The 19822-nt window shown below is 74.5% G+C and carries 15 protein-coding genes; 5 read left to right on the top strand and 10 right to left on the bottom strand.

The window, feature by feature from the left end; all coding sequences use genetic code 11:
- Positions 1–33 precede the first annotated feature (33 nt).
- From B5P21_RS04920 to B5P21_RS04895, 6 genes are all read right to left on the bottom strand, one after another.
- A complete protein-coding gene (locus tag B5P21_RS04920) occupies positions 34–1275 on the bottom strand; it encodes a glycosyltransferase family 4 protein (RefSeq protein WP_094170844.1) in 1242 nt (413 codons plus the stop codon).
- Positions 1272–2078 (bottom strand): CDP-alcohol phosphatidyltransferase family protein, encoded by an 807-nt coding sequence (locus tag B5P21_RS04915; protein ID WP_045529318.1) that lies wholly within the window; start codon positions 2076–2078, stop codon positions 1272–1274. Before B5P21_RS04915 ends, B5P21_RS04920 begins: the two co-directional genes overlap by 4 nt.
- Positions 2075–3307 (bottom strand): DUF1972 domain-containing protein, encoded by a 1233-nt coding sequence (locus B5P21_RS04910; protein WP_045529320.1) that lies wholly within the window; start codon positions 3305–3307, stop codon positions 2075–2077. Before B5P21_RS04910 ends, B5P21_RS04915 begins: the two co-directional genes overlap by 4 nt.
- Positions 3307–4851: a sugar transferase gene (locus B5P21_RS04905; protein WP_080939333.1), complete on the bottom strand. Its 1545-nt coding sequence runs from the start codon at positions 4849–4851 to the stop codon at positions 3307–3309. Before B5P21_RS04905 ends, B5P21_RS04910 begins: the two co-directional genes overlap by 1 nt.
- A 345-nt stretch (positions 4852–5196) precedes the next feature.
- Positions 5197–7821, bottom strand: a complete 2625-nt coding sequence (locus B5P21_RS04900; protein WP_094170843.1) for a right-handed parallel beta-helix repeat-containing protein — start codon at positions 7819–7821, stop codon at positions 5197–5199.
- Between the two features lie 288 nt (positions 7822–8109).
- On the bottom strand, positions 8110–10737 hold the full coding sequence (locus tag B5P21_RS04895) for a right-handed parallel beta-helix repeat-containing protein (RefSeq protein WP_045529323.1): 2628 nt from the start codon (positions 10735–10737) through the stop codon (positions 8110–8112).
- Positions 10738–11114: 377 nt separating this feature from the next.
- Here B5P21_RS04895 and B5P21_RS04890 point away from each other — a divergent pair, with 377 nt between their 5' ends.
- Complete coding sequence (locus B5P21_RS04890; RefSeq protein WP_045529325.1) at positions 11115–11612, top strand: FAD synthase family protein; 498 nt, start codon at positions 11115–11117, stop codon at positions 11610–11612.
- 28 nt (positions 11613–11640) lie between these two features.
- On the opposite strand, the gene pip is transcribed toward B5P21_RS04890, so the two are convergent.
- Positions 11641–12609: a prolyl aminopeptidase gene (gene pip / locus B5P21_RS04885; RefSeq protein WP_045529327.1), complete on the bottom strand. Its 969-nt coding sequence runs from the start codon at positions 12607–12609 to the stop codon at positions 11641–11643.
- A 118-nt stretch (positions 12610–12727) separates the two neighbouring features.
- Here pip and B5P21_RS04880 point away from each other — a divergent pair, with 118 nt between their 5' ends.
- From B5P21_RS04880 to B5P21_RS04865, 4 genes are all read left to right on the top strand, one after another.
- On the top strand, positions 12728–13519 hold the full coding sequence (locus tag B5P21_RS04880) for a GDSL-type esterase/lipase family protein (RefSeq protein ID WP_045529329.1): 792 nt from the start codon (positions 12728–12730) through the stop codon (positions 13517–13519).
- Between the two features lie 73 nt (positions 13520–13592).
- A complete protein-coding gene (locus tag B5P21_RS04875; RefSeq protein WP_045529330.1) occupies positions 13593–13844 on the top strand; it encodes a CopG family transcriptional regulator in 252 nt (83 codons plus the stop codon).
- A 17-nt stretch (positions 13845–13861) separates the two neighbouring features.
- Entirely contained in the window at positions 13862–14185 is a 324-nt protein-coding gene (locus B5P21_RS04870; protein ID WP_236688701.1) for a type II toxin-antitoxin system PemK/MazF family toxin, read from the top strand.
- Between the two features lie 27 nt (positions 14186–14212).
- Positions 14213–14824: a DUF1349 domain-containing protein gene (locus B5P21_RS04865; RefSeq protein WP_045529333.1), complete on the top strand. Its 612-nt coding sequence runs from the start codon at positions 14213–14215 to the stop codon at positions 14822–14824.
- Positions 14825–14836: 12 nt separating this feature from the next.
- Here B5P21_RS04865 and B5P21_RS04860 read toward each other — a convergent pair whose 3' ends face one another.
- The 3 genes from B5P21_RS04860 to B5P21_RS04850 form a co-directional block, all read right to left on the bottom strand.
- Positions 14837–17068 (bottom strand): acyl-CoA dehydrogenase family protein, encoded by a 2232-nt coding sequence (locus tag B5P21_RS04860; RefSeq protein WP_045529335.1) that lies wholly within the window; start codon positions 17066–17068, stop codon positions 14837–14839.
- A gap of 211 nt (positions 17069–17279) precedes the next feature.
- A complete protein-coding gene (locus tag B5P21_RS04855) occupies positions 17280–18791 on the bottom strand; it encodes an aldehyde dehydrogenase family protein (RefSeq protein WP_045529338.1) in 1512 nt (503 codons plus the stop codon).
- A 26-nt stretch (positions 18792–18817) separates the two neighbouring features.
- The gene (locus B5P21_RS04850) at positions 18818–19819 is read right to left on the bottom strand and encodes a proline racemase family protein (protein ID WP_045529340.1); all 1002 of its coding nucleotides are present in this window, start codon (positions 19817–19819) and stop codon (positions 18818–18820) included.
- Positions 19820–19822: the final 3 nt, after the last annotated feature.

Here is a 19822-nt window from a genome sequence, read left to right as displayed (position 1 = left end):
GTGGGTGGAGCGGGGGTGGGAGGGTGCCGGTGGTCAGCGGTCGCTGGCCGGTCGGGGGCTGCCGACGCGCCTCGTGGGCGTGAGCATCGCGCCCACCGACCGCGCGATGCGCTGCCGGTAGAGCTTGGGTCCGTGCCGGTGCTCGGCGCGGAAGCGGTCGCGGGCGGCCCGGGCGCGGTACGCGTCCCAGTCCGCCGCGATGGACTGGAGGGCGTCCGCGAGGGCGGCCGGATCCGAGGGCGGCACCAGCTGCGCCGACTCGTACCCGCCCGCGGCCTCGCGGAGGCCGGAGGTGTCGCTGACCACCACGGGTCGCGCGGCGAGCAGCGCCTCGACGGCCGTGTTGCCGAACGGCTCGTCCACGCGGGAGGGGACGACGCACGCGTCGGCGGCGGCCACGAAGGGGGTGACGTCGGCGTGGAAGCCGTGCAGCGTGATCCGCTCCACGAGGTCGAGAACGCGGATCGTCGTGCGCAGCTGCTCCTCGTAGGCCTCGTAGCCGGGGAAGACGGCGCCCACGATGTCGAGGCGCGCCGGCACGCCGCGGTCGCGGAGCTCGACGATCGCGTCGACGGCGACGTCCACGCCCTTGCGGTCGGAGAGCCGGCCGACGTAGAGCGCCCGGAGGCCCCCGTCGAGCGCGGCGCGCGCGGGCACGACGTCGACGGGTCCGGGCACGCCGTTGTAGACGACCTCGGCGCGGCGCGCGACCCGCGGGAGGGCGCGGCCGAGCACGTCGACGCTGTAGCGGCTGTTCGCGACCACGCTCGTGGCGAGCGCGAGCGGCAGGGCGAGCGCGGTGCCGACGGCGCGCGACGCGGACCCCTCCGCCTCGTGCACGTGGGCGAGGACCGGGCGGCCGGCGAGGCGGCCGACGAGGATCCAGAGCGGGATCGTCACGGTGTTCACGTACACGGCGTCCGGGCGCTCGCGGCGCACGAGGCCGAGGCCCGCGGACAGGCCGCGGACCGACTGGCCGACGAGGGTCGCGAAGCCGCGCGGGCGCAGCATCGACTTCCGGAGGACGGGCGTGGGCGCGTGGTGCACGCTCGCGCCGACGCCCGTGAGCGCGGCGACGAGCGGGCCGTCGGACGGGAGGGTGACGACCGCGCGGGCGCCCGCGGCGACGAGGCCCGCAACGCTCTCGAGCAGCACGCGGTCGGATCCGTAGAGCTCGGCGCTCGGGTGCGCGACGAGGATCGTGCGGCCGCGGAGGCCGTCGCCCTCGTCGTCCGCCTGCGCGCGCGCCCGCTCCGTGCCGGCGAAGGCGGTCACGCGGTGACCCGCGCGGCGTCGGCACGGCGCGCGTCGAGCGCGCCCATGTCGCGGAACCACTTCACCGACGCGAGGGCGAGGTGCCCGGCGTTGGCGAGCATCATCAGCGCGTAGACCGCGAGGAACACGACGGGGGCGCCGAGCAGCGCGAACACGATGCAGAGGAAGCCGTAGTCGGTGGGGATCACGAGCAGCGAGCGCAGCAGCGTCGAGCGGCCGGCGTCGGGGGCCGCGGCGCCCGAGACCTGGTGCACGCGCTTGAGCTGGTCGTTGAGGATCATCGCGAAGAAGCTCGCGGCGGCCACGATGGCGTAGACGACGGGCACGAGGAGCCACGCGTCGGAGTCCGTGGCGGGCCAGCGGAACATCGACACGAGCACCGCGAGGTGCAGCGACGAGATCTTGATGCAGTCGACGACGTGGTCGAGCCACTCGCCCGAGAGCGAGCCGCCGCCGCGGAGGCGCGCGACCTGGCCGTCGGCCGAGTCGAACGCGTAGCCCACGGCGAGCAGCAGCCACACGGCGATGCCGAGCCAGGCGGCGGGCTGCACGAGCGCGATCAGGGCGATCCCGGTGAACGTGAAGGCGGCGCTGATCGCGGTCACCTGGTTCGGGGTCAGCCCCGCGCGGAACGCCCACGCGGCGAGCAGGCGGCCGGCCGGGCGGTTGACGCGGATCGAGTACGCGGGCGCGCCGCGCGCCGCCTTCTTCTGGGCGGACGCCAGGCGGCGGACGACGTCGGCGTACGACTCGTCGCGCGCGGGCGCCGTGGTGCCGGCGGTGGTGCCGGTCGCGGCGGTCATCGGCTCTCCTCGAGGAGGAAGGAGGTGCGGCCGGCGTCGCTCGCGCGCAGCTCCGGCTCCCAGCGGGTGGCCGAGCGGATCCCGCGGCTCATGCCGTGAGTGGAGTAGCCGCGCGTCATGCGGGCCGCGAGCTCCTCGTAGCCGTCGGCGATGGCGTCCCAGTCGTAGGTCTCCTCGGCCCGCTCCTGCAGGCGGGCGCCGATCGCGACGGCCTCGTCCGCGTTCCCCTCGGCGCCCTCGACGAGCGCGGCGACGCCGGCGGCGTCCGCCCAGAAGCGGCCGTCCTCGCCAAGCACGTCGCGGTTGAAGACGTTGTCGTTGACGAGCGTCGCGGTCGCGGCGCCCATGGCGCGCAGCAGCGACGGGTTCGTGCCGCCGACGGAGTGGCCGTGGATGTAGGTGAGCGCGTGGGCGTAGAGCTGGTCGAGCTGCTCCTGGTCCCACACGCCGCCGAGGCGCTGGATGCGCGGGTCGGCGGAGGCGACCTGCTCGATGCGGTCGGTGTACGCGGCCGAGTACGGCGCGGATCCGACGACGACGAGCGGCAGCTTCGCGCTCGACGCGGTGTACCCGTCGACGATCACGTCGACGTGGTTCTCCGGCTCGAAGCGCGCGACGACGAGGTGGTACTGGCCGGGCTCGAGGCCGAGCTCGGCGAGGCGGTCGCTCGCGGGGTCGCGCAGGATGTTCGCGCCGTACGTGAGCAGCTCCGTGGGGATCCCGAACTCGTGGTCGTAGTAGTCGGCGATGCCCTGCGCGTCCGAGATGAGCGCGTCGGCGTTCTTCACGGCCATCTGCTCGGCCACGCGGTAGTACTTCTTGCCCATGCGGCCCCACTTGCCGCGCTTCCACTCGAGGCCGTCCACGTGCACGGCCGTGGCCACGCCGCGCGAGCGGATGAGGGGGACGAACGGCGCGTTGGCGGCGTTGAACACGAAGGCCGCGTCCTGGCGCTTCCCGAAGGCCAGGTGGATCGCGGACAGCGCGGTGTGGCTGAGCGTCTCGATCGACTTGGTCTTGAGCGCGGGCAGGTGCACGAGCGTCATGCCGAGGTGGGTGCGCGGGCGCGCGCGGTTCGCGGAGCGGCAGTAGACGGTGACGTCGTGGCCCCGGGCGGCGAGGCGCTGCCCGATCTCCTCGATGGCGGTCTCGAATCCGCCGTACGCGGCGGGGACCCCGCGGGTCCCGACCATGGCGATGCGGAGTCGACGCGGTTCGATTGCAGACATCAGTAAGCCCCTACGGGTCGGGTGAGCACACGGAAGGTGCGCCACATGATCATCACGTCGCCGGTCAGGGACCAGTTCTCGACGTAGTACAGGTCGAGCCGGACGCTCTCGTCCCAGCTCAGGTCGCTCCGGCCGTTCACCTGCCACATGCCCGTGAGGCCGGGCTTGATGAACAGACGGCGGTGCACGTGGCTCTCGTAGCCCTGCACCTCGCGGCGCAGCGGCGGGCGGGGGCCCACCAGGCTCATGTCGCCGACGAGGATGTTCCACAGCTGCGGCAGCTCGTCGAGCGAGTAGCGGCGGAGCACGGCGCCGACGCGGGTCACGCGCGGGTCGCTCCGCATCTTGAACAGCGGGCCGGATCCCTCGTTCGCCTCCGCCAGCGCCGCGAGCTCGGCCTCGGCGGTCACCCGCATCGACCGGAACTTGAGCATGCGGAACTCGAGGCCGCTCTTGCCGACGCGCTCCTGGCGGAACAGGGCGCCGCCGGGGCTGTCGATGCGCACGATGCCGGCGATCACGAGCATCACCGGCGCGAGCACCACGAGCGCGAGGCCGGCCACCGCGATGTCGAGGGCCCGCTTCATCACGTGCTTCCCGCCCTCGAACTGCGGGATCTCCACGTGGATGAGCGGGAGGCCCTCGACCGGGCGGAAGTGGATCCGCGGGCCGGCGACGTCCGTGAGGCGCGACGCGAGCACCAGCTCGATCGACGAGCCCTCGAGCTCCCAGCCGAGCGTGCGGACGGCGTTGCTGCCGGCGCGCGGCTGGCTGGCGACGATGACGGCGTCGGCGGCGGTGCGGGTGGCGGCCGCGGCGACGGATCCGAGGTCGGAGACGACGGGGATCGTGCGCCCGGCGACCTCGAGGCCGTCGAGGTGGTCGTCGATCGCGACGCCCACGACCGTGTAGCCGGAAGCGGGACGCAGCAGGATCTGCGCGGCCACGTCCTCGACGTCGGCCCGGGCGCCTACGACCACGACGCGGGAGAGGTGCGCGCCCTGGATCCGGCGCCGGATGAGCCACTGGCGCCAGCTCCACCGGGCGACCAGGAGCGCGACGACGCCGAGCGGGAAGGCGAGCACGACGTAGCCGCGGGCGATGTCGACCTTGAGGAGCAGGAAGCCGATCGCGAGCGCGCCGAACGTGATGGCGGACGCGTTGACGACGCGCTTGTACTCGGCGACGCCGACGCCCACGATGCGCGCGTCGCGGGTGCGGAAGGCGCCGAGCACGGCGATCCAGGCGGCCACCACGATCACCGAGACGATGCCGTAGTCGAGCTGCATCGAGCCGGCGTCGACGGCCGCGTCGCCCGTGCCGAAGCGCGTGAGCTGGGCGGCGAGGACGGTGGCGATGATGATCGCCCCGTCGCTCGCGATGAGGCGGGTGCGGTAGTCGCGGGCCCAGCGGCGGCCCGAGGGGACGACGGGCGCGGCGGGCGCGACGCCGGACCCGATGATCGGGCGGTGCGCCGAGCGGCGCTCGGTGCGCAGGCGGGTGCGCTCGTCCCGGGTCGCGGGACGGTTCCTCGTGGTGCTCATCGCGTGCCGGGCAGCGCGTCGAGCGGTCGAGGGGTGTCGGAGGGGCGGGTGGGCGCGTTCGGGCGCGGACGGCGGGTACTGTCCAGCGCCGATGACGGGTTCATCGGGTGTGTGCCTGCGTTTCGGGTGACAGGTGGGTGGTGCGGGGTGCGTCGAGATCCGGGGGACCTCGTCATGTCCACGGCTCCGGGGAGGACGGGCTGGGTGGGCCTCGTCCAGGAGAGTCCATCGCGGGTACGACGGGTGAACATCGGGTGGTGACGGTGGCAATGCTAAACGCACCCTGTGCCCCGTCGCCCCTCCCCCTTCGGGGGACGGGTGTCCCCCGTCCCCCTCCGACCGCCCTCAGCCGGCCGACGCGCCGATCACGCGGGCGCCGGTCGCGACGCCGCGCAGGGCCGCGACGGCGGCGGGCACCGCGACGGCGACCGTCGCCTGCTGCGCCTGGATCTCGGTCGTGAGCCGCCAGCCGGATCCGAGCACCTTCCGCCCCACGACGTCGAGGCTGGTGCGGTCGTTGCCCGTGGCCCCGGTGAACGCCCCGACGGTGTCGTGGACGGCCGGGTCGCCGGGGCCGCGGGCCCACACGATCGCCCACCGCGGGCTCGAGGCGACGTCGCGCTGGTAGACGTTGCCCGCGGTCGTGATCCCCATCTGCGTGGCGGAGCGCTCGTGCGAGTGGTCCTCCACCGCGAGCAACGCGTTGCCGGTGCTGCCCTGCATCACGTTGTCGGCGACCTGGATGTCGGTGACGATCCACGTGACCGTGGGGTCCGGCAGCGCCTGCCGCGGGTCGTGGCCCGCCTCCCCCAGGTTCGCCGCACGCCGGGTGCCCTGCGCGATGTCGACGTCCCGCTTGTTGGCCGAGAACGTGTTGGCCCAGACCTGCGCGTGCCCGGTGTCGTCGATCCAGAGGCCGGCGGCGCCGTTGCCCGCCGCGACGTTGTCGACGAACGCGAGCTGGGCGGAGAGCTCGAAGACGACGCCGTTGCCCGTGTTCGCGAGCACGTCGTTCCCGGCCACCGTCGCGTCGTGCACCGACTCGTCGAACCAGAGGCCGTTGCCGCTGCTGCGGAGGAACGCGCTGTCGATCACGTCCACGTCGCGGCTGCGGGTGATCTTGAAGCCGCCCGAGACCGGCGCCCGGTTGAAGCCCTCGGTGTTGTCGTCCGCGACCAGGAGCTGGGAGGCGCGGAGCCGGTCGGCGTAGTTGGCGTGGATCCCGAGCATGCCGTTCCGCGCCGAGGTCACCGCCCGCAGGGTCACGTCCGTGGACTGGACCGAGAGGCCCGTGGTCGCGGTGTCGGTGATCGCGACGTCCGCGATGGTCACGTTCCTGCCGGTGACGACGACCGCGCCCATGTCGGGCACCGACGGCGCGTACCGACGGACGCCGATGCCGCGCACCGTGCTGCCGTCGCCGCGGACGGCCAGGGCGCTGACGCGGTCGCTGGCGCGCACCGTCTGGCCGGCCGGATCCGAGCCGAGGTAGAGGCGGTCGGCGGCGGTGTCGACGAAGAACGTGCCCGCGGTCACCTGCGCGAGCGACGCGACCTGCCGCTGCGCCGCCTGGCCGATCCAGACCTGGTCGGGGTGGGCGGCCATCGGGCGGGCGGGGTCCACGAACGCCCAGCCCTCCCGCGTTCCGTCGGGCGCGCCGCGCGTGTAGGTGGGGCTCGCGTCGACGGTCACGTCCCAGCCGGAGGCGTAGCGGGTGGATCCGGATGCGGTCCACGCGGTGAGCGTGCGGCTGCCGTCGAGCCACACCGCCTCGCCCGGGTACGACTGCAGCGTGAGCGCCTTGCCCGCGGGCATCACCACGGCCTCGCGGTAGGTGCCGGCGCGGACGACGATCGTGCGTCCCGACGGCGCCGCGTCGACGGCCTTCTGGATGCTCGCGTACGGGGACGCCTTCGTGCCCGCGCCCGCGTTCGAGCCGGTGGGCGACACGTAGACGCCGTCGGCGGGCGCCGGGTAGGTCGTGGTGCCGACCGGGGCGGCCCCGGATCCCGTGCCGGGCCGCGCGTCGCCGCGGGGCACGGTCTGCTCCGGGTCCGACGAGGTCGGGGCGGGGGCGGTGGGCGTCGGGGTGGGCGTGGGGGTCGTGGTCGGGGTCGGGGTCGGGGTGGGCGTCGGCGTCGGCGTCGGCGTCGGCGTCGGCGTCGACGATGCGGCCCTCGTCAGCGGCCGGACCGTCACGTCGTCGAACGCGACGGCCTGCGTCGGCGACGACGAGGAGAGGTACGACCAGACGCGGGTCGCGGATCCCGACACGAGACGGGCGGCGCTCGCGTCGACCGCGGCCGCTTGCCACGCGGGCACGGCCGCGCCCTGCGGCCAGACCCGGGCGTCCACGGCGACCGCGGACGAGCCCGAGACGCGCGACTGCACGTTGAGCACCTTGCCCGGCAGCACGCCGCGCGCCACCACGACGTCGCCCACCACGGTGGTCTGCGCGGCCGTGGATCCGTTCACCCGCACGACGGAGAGCCGCGCGTCCCCCGCCGGGTCGACGCGGACGCTCGTCTGGTAGTACGACGAGCCGGTCACGCGCTGCTGCAGCCCGGCGTAGACGCCGCCGCCCGCGGCCGGGATCCGCGGCAGCATCACCTTCATCGTCGCCTCCGCGTCCGCGGAGACCGCGGCCGGCAGCGTGGCGGAGACGGAGGCACCCGACCGCGGCAGGTCGACGACGCCCTGCGTCCCGTTGACGCGGAACGCCGACGGCAGGTCGTACGCGTAGGCCGCCGCGCCGGGGGCCGTCCCCCAGCCGCCGCTCGCGCCGCGCGTGAACGCGTCGGAGAAGACGGCGGCGCCCGCGACCAGGTCCTGGCCGCCTGCCGCGGCGGCGGGGCCGGCGGCGACGAGCGCGGCGGGCAGGACGAGCCCGGCGGCGACCGCGAGCGCGATCACGTGGCGGGGGCGGACGGTGGAGCGGAGGGAGCGGAGGGAGCGGGGCGTGCCGTTCATGGGACGGTCCTTGCGTCGGCGAGACGATGGATGGCGGTGGATCGCCCGTCCGGGGACGGGCTCGTGGGTGCTCGTCCCAGGTTCCGTCGCGGCCGCCCGCCGGTCGCGGCGCACGGGCCAGTAGTCGTACTCATCCCGCCGGATGCCGCACTGGTCGCCGCCCTGACGCCGCCTCCCGGCCTACCGGTGCCCCTACCGGCGGTGCGCCTCCGATCGCCCGGAGACACCGGGGACGCGAAGACGGGCCGACCCCCGAGGGGATCGGCCCGTCCTGTCGTGCGCGCGGGATCAGCCCACGTCGGCCCCGAGCTCGCGCGCGCCGGTCAGCCAGCCGAGGAGGCCCGCCACCTGGCCGATGAGCGGCATGGCCACCTGCGTCTCGACGCGGCGCACCTCGTCGGTGAGCCGGAACCCGGATCCCACGACCGGGCGCCCGTCGATCGCGAGCGACGTGCGGTCGTTCCCGGTCGCGGCGCTGAACGCCTGCACGGATCCGTAGACGGCCGGGTCGCCGGCGCCGCGGGACCAGATCACGGCCCAGCCGGGGCGGTTCCCCGCGTCGCGCTGGTAGACGTTGCCGGAGGTCGTGATGCCCATCTGGCCGGCGGAGCGCTGGTGCGAGTGGTCCTCGACGGCCAGCAGGGCGTTGCCGGTGGATCCCTGCATCACGTTGTTCGCGATGTCGACGTCGGTCACCACCCACGTCACGGTGGGGTCCGGCAGCTTCTGGCGGGGGTCGTGGCCGGCCGTCGCGAGGTTCGACGCGCGGCGCGTGCCCTGCGAGATGTCGATGTTCCGGTCGTTGGCGACGAAGGTGTTGTTCCAGATGTCGACGTGGCCGGTGTCGTCGATCCAGACGCCCTCCTCGCCGTTGCGGGCCACCACGTTGTCGACGATCGCGATGGTCGCGGAGAGCTCGAAGGCGACGCCCGATCCCGAGTTGTCCATCAGGTCGTTGCCCGTGACGTTCGCGTCGTAGACCGACTCGTCGAACCACAGGCCGTTGCCGGCGTTGCGGAGGATCGCGCTGTCCTTCACGTCCACGTCGCGGCTGCGCGTGATCTTGAACCCGCCGGACACGGGCGCCCGGTTGAAGCGCTCGGTGTTGTTGTCGGCCACCAGTAGGCGCGAGGCGCGCAGCCCGTCGGCGTAGTTCGCGTGCATCCCGAGCATGCCGTTGCGGGCCACGGTGAGCGCGGTCGCCTTCGCGCCCGTCGCCGTGATCGAGATGCCCGTGGTGGCGTTGTCGGTGATCACGAGGTTCTCGACCGTGACGTTCCGGGCCTGCACGACGACCGCGCCGAGGTCCGGCACCGAGGGCGCGTAGCGGCGGATGCCGATGCCGCGCACCGTGCTGCCGTCGCCGCGCACGCTGAGCGCCTGCACGAGGTCGCTCGAGCGCACCGTCTGGCTGCCCGGGTCGGACCCGAGGTAGAGGCGGTCGGCCGCGGTGTCGACGAAGAACGTGCCGGCGACGACCTTGTCGCGCGAGCCGACCTGCTTCTGCGCCTGCTGGCCGATCCAGACCTGGTCGGGGTGCGCGGCCATCGGGTACGCGGGGTTGACGAACTGCCAGCCGGTCGCGGTGCCGTCGGGCTTGCCACGCGTGTAGGTGGGGCTCGCGTCGAGCGTGACGGTCCAGCCGCTCGCGTAGCGGGCGGATCCGGAGGCCGTCCACGAGGAGGCCTGGCGGCTGCCGTCGAGCCACACCTTCTCGCCCGGGTACGACTGCAGCGTGAGGGCCTTGCCCTGCGGCATCACCACCGACTCGTGGTACGAGCCGGCGCGGACGACGACCGTGCGCCCGGCGGGAGCGGCATCGACGGCCTTCTGGATGGTGGCGTACGGCGACGACTTCGAGCCGGATCCGCCGTTCGAGCCGGTCGGCGCGACGAAGACCGCGTCGGAGGGCACGCCGTAGGAGGAGGATCCGACGGGCGCGGAGCCGGGGCCCGTGCGCGCGTCGCCGAGGGAGACGCCCTGCTCGGCGTCGGACGAGCCGGTGCCCGAGCCGGATCCCGTCCCGGGGGCCGGCGCGGTGGGCGTCGGGGTCGGGGTCGGCGTCGGCGCGGGTGCCGCGGCCGGCGCGGTCAGCGGCCGGATGGCCACGTCGTCGAAGGCCACGGACTGCGGCCCGGAGGACTTCGAGAGGTACGACCACAGGCGCGTGCCCGTGCCCGAGGGGAGACGGGAGGCGCTCGAGTCGACGGCGGCGGCCTGCCAGCCGGGGACGGACTGGCCGTCCAGCCACGCGCGGGCGTCGATGGCGACCGCGGTCGTCCCCGAGACGCGCGACTGCACGTTCACCAGGCGGCCGGGCGCGATGCCCCGGGCCACGACCGTGTCGCCGACGACGGTGGTCTGCGACGCGGTGGATCCGTTGACGCGCACGACCGACAGCCGCGCGTCGCCGGCGCTGTCGACCCGCACGCTCGACTGGTAGTACGAGGAGCCCGTGACGCGCTGCTGGAGCCCGGCGTAGACGCCGTTGCCCTGCGCGGGGACGCGGGGGATCAGCACGCGGACGGTGGCCTCGCTGTCGACCGGGGCCGCCACGGGCACGGCGGCGGACGCGGCGGTGCCGGCCCGGGTGAGGTCGATGACGCCCTGCGCGCCGTTGGCGCGGAACGCCGAGACGCCGTCGTAGGAGTACGCCGCGGTGCCGGCGGCGCCCCATCCCCCGGTCGCGCTGCGGGTGAAGGAGTCGGAGAAGACGGGGGTGCCCGCGGTGAGGTCCTGACCCGTCGCCGCCTGCGCGGACTCGGGGACGACCAGCACGGCCGGGACGGCGAGGCCGACGACGACCGCGAGGGCGACCAGGTGGCGGGCGGCGCGGGGACGGGATGCGGGGGCGGATGCGGCGTGCTCGGCGGTTCGGGTGGGGATTGATCGGGTGGGTGGGGTGCGGTGGCGCATGCGGGCGGGTCCTCGCTCGGATCGGTCCGTCAGACAGGCTGATGAAAACCCAACAGACAGGTGGGGTTCGTTGACCGTAACCCAGCAACAGCCTGTTGTGCCCCCCGAAAGGAGGTCATGGCCCGCGGGGCGGTCGTGCGCCCCCGTATCCAGCGGGATGCCCCCCCGTTCGGGTATCCCGCTTCCGCGGCGAGCCGGGTCGCCCGTAAGATCGCGGGAGGTCCCCCGCTTCCCCGTCGCCCCCACCCAGGGCGGCCGACGTACCCGCGTCGCCGGATCAGCGGGCCCCCGCCCGGCGTACCCGCACCGGGCTGCACCCGATCCCGCCTCCGCGCGCCCCCGCGCCCGGAACGCGGACGACCCGAGACACGTGTGCCATGACCCGAATCGGCTATGCCGCCGGTGCCTTCGACCTCTTCCACGTCGGACACCTCAACATCCTCAAGCACGCCAAGAGCCGGTGCGACTTCCTCATCGCGGGCGTCGTCTCCGACGAGATGCTCGAGCGCAACAAGGGCATCACGCCCGTGGTGCCGCTCGCCGAGCGCCTCGAGATCGTGAGCCACATCAGCTACGTCGACCAGGCCCGCGCGGAGACGCTGCCGGACAAGCTCGACACGTGGCGCGACGTCGGCTTCGACGTCTTCTTCAAGGGCGACGACTGGCGCGGCACCCCGAAGGGCGAGCGCCTGGAGGCCGAGTTCGCGGCCGTCGGCGTGGAGGTCGTGTACTTCCCGTACACGATGCACACCTCCAGCACCCGGCTGCGGCGCGCGCTCGACATCCTGAGCGGCGTCGGCGCGCCCGCCGCGGCCCCCGCGGCGACGCTCGCGCAGCCGGCCGTCCACGGATCCGCCGCGCTGGTCGGCCGCTAGACCGCGCTGCCGCTGGGGCCCCGGCCGGCTAGGCCGTCAGCCGGTCCGCCGCGCGCTCCGTCGCCTCGATCAGCGCGTCGAGGATCCCCGGCTCGTCGAACGCGTGCCCGGCGTCCGGCACCATCGTGAAGCGCGCCTCGGGCAGCGCCCGGTGGAGGTCCCACGCGGTGACGGCCGGGGTGCACATGTCGTAGCGGCCCTGCACGATCTCCGTGGGGATGTCGCGGATGAGGTGCGCGTCGCGGATCAGCTGGCCGTCCTCCATCCAGCCGCCGTGCATGAAGTAGTGGTTCTCGATTCGGGCGAACGCGAGCGCGTAGGTCGGCTCGGCGAACAGGGCGACCACCTCGGGCTTCGGCAGCAGCGTGATGCCCGACGCCTCCCACGTGCTCCACGCGACCGCGGCCGGCCCGTGCACCGCGGGGTCGGGATCCGCGAGGAGATCCGCGTACGCCGCGATGATCCCGCCGCGCTCCACCCCGGGGACGGGTGCCGTGAACGCCTCCCAGCCGTCGGGGTGGACCATGCCGGCTGGCCCCTCGTAGAACCAGTCGAGCTCGGTCGCGCGCAGCGTGAAGATGCCGCGGAGGATGAGGCCCGTCACCCGCGACGGGTGCGTCTCCGCGTAGGCCAGCGCGAGGGTCGAGCCCCAGGATCCGCCGAACACCAGCCAGCGCTCGACCCCCAGGTGCGCACGCAGCCGCTCGAGGTCGGCCACGAGGTGCCAGGTCGTGTTGACGGAGAGGTCCGCCGACGGGTCGGAGACGTGCGGCGTGCTCCGGCCGCAGCCGCGCTGGTCGACGAGCACGATGCGGTAGCGGGCCGGGTCGAACAGGCGCCGGTGGGTCGGGCTCGTGCCGCCGCCGGGCCCGCCGTGCAGGAAGACGACCGGGATCCCGTCCAGGTTCCCCGAGACCTCCCAGTGGAGGAGCTGCCCGTCCCCCACGTCGAGCATGCCGGTGTCGTGCGGGTCGATCTCGGGGAAGAGGCTCTGCATGCGACGAGCCTACGGGCGCCCGAGGTCGACCCGCCCCCGGACGGGGGTCGGTGCACCGGCCTCCGCCGCGTAGCCTTCCAGGGAGCCGACCGCATCCCCACCCGGAGACGAGGACCCATTGCCCTCCCTGCCCCTGAGGCGACCGTCGCCGGGGACCGTCCCCCGCGCGGTGCTGCGGCCGCTGGTGCCCCTGGCCCAGGGCGCCGTGGCCGCCGTGGCGCGGCCCACGCTGCGCCTGCACCTCCTCCTCTACATGCGCGAGATGGAGGCGGGGATCTTCCCGCAGCACGACGACGCCTCGGCCGTCCCGGGCCCGGATCCCGAGCGCGTCCTGTTCGTCGGCGACATCGGCGTGGCCGGGTACGGCGTCCTCCTCGCCGGGATGGCGATGCCCGCGCAGGTCGCCGCCCGGCGCACGGCGGTGACGGGCCGCGGGATGGAGTGGGAGAGGATCGCGTCCTACGACATGACGGCGCGCAAGGCCGCCGCCGCCATCGCCGACCGCGCGGCGGCGCCCCTCGACCTCGCGGTGGTCGCGCTCGGCATCCCCGACGTGCTCGTCGCGACGTCGGTCGAGGAGTGGACCGACCGCCTGACCCGCATCGTCGCGACCCTCCGCGCGCAGGCGGGCGACGGCTGCCGCATCGTCGTCACGGGCATCCCGCCGATGGACCGCTTCCAGCCGATCCCGATGGTCGCCCGGAAGCTGCTGCAGGCCCAGGTCTCCCGGCTGAACCGGGCGACGGCCCTGCTCGACGACCCGGAGCACGGCGTGATCCACGCGCCCTACCCCGACATCTCCGGCACGCGCCTGCACGTCCGCGACCGCTTCTCCTACCGCGTGATGCACGCCCACTGGGCCGAGGCGATCATGCCGTTCATGGGCGACCCGCAGCCCGTCGCCGACTGACGGGGACGACCCGCTCCGGACGGGTTGGGCAGGACACCGCGCGGCAGCGGTATGACCGGTTATACTCCCGTCCATGAAGACCGCCATCTCCGTCCCGGACGCCGACTTCGAGAGATTCGATCGCGTCGCCAAGCGCCACGGGATGACCCGTTCCGAGTTCTACCGCGTCGCGGGGCAGAAGCTCGCCGACGAGCTGGAGGGGGCGGGGAAGGCCGAGCTGACGCGCCTCGCGGACGCGGCCATCGCCGAGGTCGGGCAGCCCACCGCGGGCGAGGCCTTACTGCGCGAGTCGGAGCGCATCGCGCGGACCGGTACGGAGTGGTGATCGCGCGAGGGGATGTCGTGTGGGTCGACTTCGGCGCTCCGCGAGGATCGGAGCCCGCGAAGATCCGGCCGTCCCTCGTCATCCAGGATGACTGGCTCAACGAGAGCGGAGTCGCCACGATCGTGCTCATCCCGTTCACCTCGCAGGTGCGACTCCAGGCCTTCCCGGGGAACGTGTTCATCCCGGCAGCGGCGTCGGGTCTGGGCAGGGACGCCGTGTCCGTGGTCCCCCAGATCGGACCGGTCAGTCGCGAGTTCATCGATCCCTACCCCGTCGGCCGCCTCCCGGGCTACCTCATGGCGGAGGTGTCCGCCGCCGTCCGGCTGCTCCTCGCGGTCTGACGTCCGCCCGCCGCGTACGGTCGTCCCATGAGCGACTCCGCCGCATCCGACCCCGCCCTCGTCGACGTCCCGTGGGCCGACGGCACCTGGACCACCCCGCCTGCGGCCGTGCGGATCCACGACGACGGCATGGACGTGCTCGCCCGCGAGGGCAGCGACGCCTGGCGGATCACCTCCTACGGCTTCGTGCACGACACGGAGCACGCCCTCGTCGCGCCGCTGCCGCAGGGCACGGCGGTCGAGGTCGCGTTCACGCTCGACCTCCGCGAGCAGTTCGACCAGGCCGGGGTCTTCGTGCGAGTAGACGCGGAGACGTGGATCACGGCGGGCGTCGAGCGCAGCGACGGCGAGGACGGCCTCGGCGCGGTCGTCACGCGCGGCGTCTCCGACTGGTCGCTCGCCCCGGTGCCGGGCTGGTCGGGCAGGCACGTCACGATCCGCGCGAGCCGCTCCGGCGACGCCCTCACGGTGCGCGCCCGGGTCGACGACGAGCCCTGGCGGCTCGTGCGCGTCGCGCCGTTGGATCCCGACGCCGCCGTCACCGCCGGCCCCTTCTGCTGCGCGCCCACCCGCGCGGGCTTCACGGCCCGCTTCGCGTCGTGGCGCACCGGCCCGGCGGACACGGCGCTGCACGGCTAGGCGCGCCCGGCGCTACCCCTTCTTCTTCTCGCTCTTCTCCATGCGCGGCGCGGAGCCGTCGGCGATCCGGGCGTCGCGGTAGGCGCGCGCCTCGTCCTGGCGGTCCCGCTCCTCGCCGGAGGCGACGGGCGCGCGGACGTGCCCCGCCGTGTAGCCGAACGCGTCCACGAGGTCCTGCGCCTGCGGGCGCAGGCGGGCGACGAGCCGGTCGATGTAGGCCGTCACGGCACGGGCGCGCGGCGCGCTGAGGCGGCCGCGGATCAGGAACCAGGCCAGGTCCTCCTCGATGAGGCGGAGGCCGAACAGGTCGCGGGTCCAGGTGAGGATGCGGCGCGTGCCGTCGTCCATCGCCCGGCCCGTCTCGGATGCGGGATCGAGCGCCTCGGTGAACGCCTCCCACTGCAGCAGCTGCGCGTGCGCGCGGGCCGCCTCGATGAGCGCGTGCTGGTGCCGGTTGAAGAGCGCCGCCGCCTCGGCCGGCGGCATCTTCCGGGTGGCGCGGAGCGCGGTCGCGATCTCGCCGACCATCGTCTCCACGCGGCCGGTCAGGAGCGCGCGCTGGGTGTCCGGCTCGCGCAGCTGGCCCACGGAGCGGGCGGTGGATCCGCGGTCCGCCAGCGCCTGCCCGAGCGTGCGCAATCCGGTCGAGTGCAGCGTGCGATCCGCGGCCTGCTCCACGGCGTAGCGCGCGAGCACCCCGAAGTCGGCCTTCGCGAAGCGCGTGTTCACGTCGGTGAGCAGGCGCTTGGCGACGAGCTGCAGGAGGACGGTGTTGTCGCCCTCGAAGGTCGCGTAGACGTCGAGGTCGGCGCGGAGCCCGACGAGCCGGTTCTCGGCGAGGAAGCCCTGGCCGCCGCACGCCTCGCGCGCCTCCTGGATGGTGTCGAGCGCGTGCCAGGTGCTGAGCGGCTTGAGGGCCGCGGCGAGCGTCTCGAGGTCCTGGCGGTCCTCGTCGGTGTCCGACGCGCCGGAGAACACCGCGTCGAACTGGCCGAGCAGCTTCTCGTGCGCGAAGGACGCGGCGTAGGTGGTGGCGATCCGCGGGATCAGCCGACGCTGGTGCCGCTGGTAGTCGAGCAGCACCTCCTCGTCGGTGCCGCCCGCGACGAACTGGCGGCGCTGGTTGCCGTAGGTGATCGCGATCTGCAGCGCGATCTTGGCGGCGCTGGTGGCGGCGCCGTCGAGCGAGACGCGGCCCTGCACGAGCGTGCCGAGCATGGTGAAGAAGCGGCGGCCGGGGCTCGAGATCTCCGACGCGTAGGTGCCGTCCTCGGCGACGTCGCCGTAGCGGTTGAGGAGGTTCGCGCGCGGCACGCGCACGTGGTCGAAGTGGAGGCGGCCGTTGTCGATCCCGTTGAGGCCGCCCTTGAGTCCGTCGTCCTCGCCGCCGACGCCGGGCAGGAACGCGCCGGTCTCGTCGCGGAGCGGCACGAAGAAGCAGTGCACGCCGTGGTTGACGCCCTGGGTCACGAGCTGCGCGAACACCGTCGCGGCGCGCCCGTCGACCGCGGCGTTGCCGAGGTAGTCCTTCCACGCCGCGCGGAACGGGGTGTGCAGGTCGAACTCGCCCGTCTCGGGGTCGTAGGTCGCCGTCGTGCCGATGCTCGCGACGTCGGATCCGTGGCCGGTCTCGGTCATCGCGAACGCGCCGGGCGTCGCGAGCGTCATGATGCCCGGCAGCAGCTCGCGGTGGTGGCGCTCGGTGCCGAGGTGCATCACCGCGGAGCCGAACAGGCCCCACTGCACGCCGGCCTTGATCTGGAGCGACGGATCCGCGGCCACGAGCTCCTCAAAGCCCGCGATGTTGCCGCCGTGGTCCTCGAGCCCGCCCACGGACACCGGGTAGGCGCGGTGCACGCCGCCGTGCTCGACGAGGATCTCGAGCTGCTCGCGCACGCGCGCCCGGTGCTGGTGCATGTCGAGCCCCTCGATGCGATGCAGCTCCGGGCGGCTCGTCAGCGCGCGGGACGAGCGGCGGACGTCGGCCCAGCGGCCGAGGAGGAGGCTCCCGAGCGCCTCCACGTCGACCCCCGGACCGGCCCCCGTGTCCGCCGTGCCGTCGGTGCGGTCGAGGTCGCGCGCGACCTCGGCGTCGACATCCCCCGCGACCGGGACACCCGCCTCGCGGAGCGCGCCCTCGGGGGCAGAGCCCTCCGCGGTCGCGCCTCCGCTCTGCGGACCCGCGGCGGGGCCTCGTCCCCTCGTGCCGCGGGTGGTGCGTCCTCGTGCCGCCGTGTCGACCATGGATCCTCCGTGCCGTCGCCTGCACCGGCGTCCCTGCCGGCATCGGCCACGCTATGCACGGATCCTCCACCTGCCGAAAATCACGTCGCGGGCCTCCAACGTGCTCCCGCGGTGGGCGGTCGCGGGTTGTGGGAACCCTCAGCGGCGGGCCCGGCGGCGGGCCGCCCGGGCGTCCCGGGCGACCCGGGCGACCCGCTGGCGGTGGCGCGCGTCAGGCGCGGGCGCCGCGGGCGCTCACCCGCTGCGGCACGCCCCACGGGTTCGCGGTGCGCAGCGGCTCGGGCAGCAGCGCGTCGGGAACGCCCTGGAACGCGACGCCGCGGAGCAGCCGGTCGAGCGACGCGGTGCCGACGCTCGTGCCGCGGTCGAGCGTGGTGGCGGGCCAGGGTCCGCCGTGCTGCTGCGCGTCGGTGACGGAGACGCCCGTGGGCCAGGCGTCGACGAGCACGCGGCCGGCGCGCGCGGCGAGCACGCGGATCAGCTCGGCAGCGGCCGCGTCGGCCTCCTCGGCGCCGAGGTGGACGCTCGCGGTCAGCTCGCCCGTGAAGGTGCGCGCCGCGAGGGCGGCGAGGTCCGTGCCCGCGGGGTACTCGACGAGGAGCGCGAACGGGCCGAACACCTCGTGGCGCAGCACGTCCTCCGCGGCCTCGAAGGCGGCGAGCGCGACGGCGGCGATGGTGGGGGTCACGGATCCGTCGTCGCCCGCGGGCGCGCGGCCCTCCGCGACGAGCCGCACGCCGTCGACCGCGATGGCCGCGGCCCGGCCGCCCGCGTAGCCCTCCGCGATGCGGGAGTTGAGCATGCCGTGCGGCGCGACGGCGCCGGCCTCCTCCGCGAGGACGGCGTCGAGGCCGTGGCCCGCGGGGATCAGCACGATGCCGGGCGCCGTGCAGAGCTGCCCGGCGGATCCGGCGGCGCTCGCCACGAGGGCCGCGGCGATGTCCTCCCCGCGCTCGGCGACGGCGCGCTCGGTGATGACGACGGGGTTGACGCTGCCGAGCTCGCCGAAGAACGGGATCGGGTCGGGGCGGGCGGCGGCGACGTCGGCGAGGAAGCGTCCGGCGCGGAGCGACCCCGTGAAGGTGGCGGCGCGGATCCGCGGATCGCGCAGCATGGCGAGCCCCGCCTCCTCGCCCTCGACGAGCTGCAGCGTGCCCTCGGGGAGACCCGCCTCGACGAGCGCGGCGGACGCGGCCGCCGCGACGCGACGCGACAGCTCGGGGTGCCCCGGGTGCGCCTTGACGACCACGGGGCAGCCCACCGCGAGCGCCGACGCCGTGTCGCCGCCCGCGACGGAGAACGCGAACGGGAAGTTCGACGCCGCGAAGTTGAGGACCGGGCCGACGGGCACGAGGTACCGGCGGATGTCGGGGCGCGGGGCGGGCGCCGCGTCGGGGTCCGCGTGGTCGATGCGCGCGTCGAGGTAGCGGCCGTCGCGCACTGCTGCCGCGAGGATCCGTAGCTGCACGGTCGTGCGCGTCAGCTCGCCGGCGAGGCGGCCGGGCGCGAGCGCGGTCTCCCGCTCGGCGACGGGCAGCAGCTCGGGGCGGATCGCCTCGAGCGCGTCGGCGACGGCGTCGAGCGCGCGGGCGCGGGCCGCCGGGGCGAGGGCCGCGAGCGGGGCGGCGGCCTCGGCGGCGCGCGCGGCGACGGCGTCGACGGTCCGGGCGACGGCGGGGTCCACGGGCTGGTCGGGGGTCGGATCGGTCTCGTGCGGGGTCATGTCTCTCCTCGGTGGGGGCTCGCGGTTCAGAACCGGAAGCCGCTCGGGAACGGGTCGGTGGGATCCAGCAGGTACTGTCCCATGCCGGTGATCCACGCGCGCCCGGTGATGGCGGGGACGATGGCGGGCCAGCCGGCGACGGTGGTCTCGCGCAGGATCCGGCCCGTGAAGCGGCTGCCGATGAACGACTCGTTGACGAACTCGTCGCCCACCGCGAGCTCGCCGCGCGCCCACAGCTCGGCCATGCGCGCGGACGTGCCGGTGCCGCACGGCGAGCGGTCGAACCAGCCGGGGTGGATCGCCATGGCGTGCCGCGAGAGCCGGGCGTCCGATCCGGGGGCCAGGAACTCCACGTGGTGGCAGTGGTCGACGCCGGAGATCTCGGGGTGCGAGGGCGCGTCCTGCCCGTTGATCGCGCCCATGATCGTGAGCCCGGCCTGGAGGATCTCCTGCTGCCGCTCCCGGTCGAACGGCAGCCCCAGCGCGTCGAGCTCCACGACCGCGTAGAAGTTGCCGCCGAACGCGAGGCTGTAGGGGACGGTGCCGTAGCCCGGAACGCCGATGGAGGCGTCGAGCCGCTCCACGTAGGACGGCACGTTCTCGATCGTGACGGACGCGGCCCGCCCGTCCTCCACGGCGACCCGGGCGATCACGAGCCCGGCCGGGGTGTCGAGCCGGATCGTCGTGACCGGCTCCTGCACCTCGACGAGCCCGGTCTCCACCAGCACGGTCGCGACGCCGATGGTGCCGTGGCCGCACATGGGCAAGCAGCCGGACACCTCGATGTAGAGGACGCCCCAGTCGCAGTCGTCCCGAGTCGGCGGCTGCAGGATCGCGCCGCTCATCGCCGCGTGCCCGCGCGGCTCCGTCATGAGCAGGAGCCGCAGGTGGTCGAGGTGCGCGATGAGGTGCAGGCGGCGCTCGTTCATGGTCGCGCCGGGGATCACCCCGAACCCGCTCGTGACGACGCGGGTCGGCATGCCCTCCGTGTGCGAGTCGACGGCGTGGAAGACGCGGGAGGACCTCATCCC

The sequence above is a fragment of the Clavibacter michiganensis subsp. insidiosus genome (assembly GCF_002240565.1).
In the GTDB taxonomy this organism is placed as follows: Bacteria; Actinomycetota; Actinomycetes; order Actinomycetales; family Microbacteriaceae; genus Clavibacter; species Clavibacter insidiosus.
Note: the sequence above shows the minus strand (reverse complement) of the source record. Positions and strands in the feature narration are given on the sequence as shown.

Excerpts from the sequence above, each read along its gene's own strand:
- pip (WP_045529327.1), bottom strand. The coding sequence starts at position 12,609 with ATGCAGAGCCTCTTCCCCGAGATCGACCCGCACGACACCGGCATGCTC.
- B5P21_RS04890 (WP_045529325.1), top strand. The coding sequence starts at position 11,115 with ATGACCCGAATCGGCTATGCCGCCGGTGCCTTCGACCTCTTCCACGTC.
- B5P21_RS04910 (WP_045529320.1), bottom strand. The coding sequence starts at position 3,307 with ATGTCTGCAATCGAACCGCGTCGACTCCGCATCGCCATGGTCGGGACC.
- B5P21_RS04895 (WP_045529323.1), bottom strand. The coding sequence starts at position 10,737 with ATGCGCCACCGCACCCCACCCACCCGATCAATCCCCACCCGAACCGCC.
- B5P21_RS04860 (WP_045529335.1), bottom strand. The coding sequence starts at position 17,068 with ATGGTCGACACGGCGGCACGAGGACGCACCACCCGCGGCACGAGGGGA.
- B5P21_RS04855 (WP_045529338.1), bottom strand. The coding sequence starts at position 18,791 with ATGACCCCGCACGAGACCGATCCGACCCCCGACCAGCCCGTGGACCCC.
- B5P21_RS04850 (WP_045529340.1), bottom strand. The coding sequence starts at position 19,819 with ATGAGGTCCTCCCGCGTCTTCCACGCCGTCGACTCGCACACGGAGGGC.
- B5P21_RS04865 (WP_045529333.1), top strand. The coding sequence starts at position 14,213 with ATGAGCGACTCCGCCGCATCCGACCCCGCCCTCGTCGACGTCCCGTGG.
- B5P21_RS04905 (WP_080939333.1), bottom strand. The coding sequence starts at position 4,851 with ATGAGCACCACGAGGAACCGTCCCGCGACCCGGGACGAGCGCACCCGC.
- B5P21_RS04900 (WP_094170843.1), bottom strand. The coding sequence starts at position 7,821 with ATGAACGGCACGCCCCGCTCCCTCCGCTCCCTCCGCTCCACCGTCCGC.
- B5P21_RS04915 (WP_045529318.1), bottom strand. The coding sequence starts at position 2,078 with ATGACCGCCGCGACCGGCACCACCGCCGGCACCACGGCGCCCGCGCGC.
- B5P21_RS04875 (WP_045529330.1), top strand. The coding sequence starts at position 13,593 with ATGAAGACCGCCATCTCCGTCCCGGACGCCGACTTCGAGAGATTCGAT.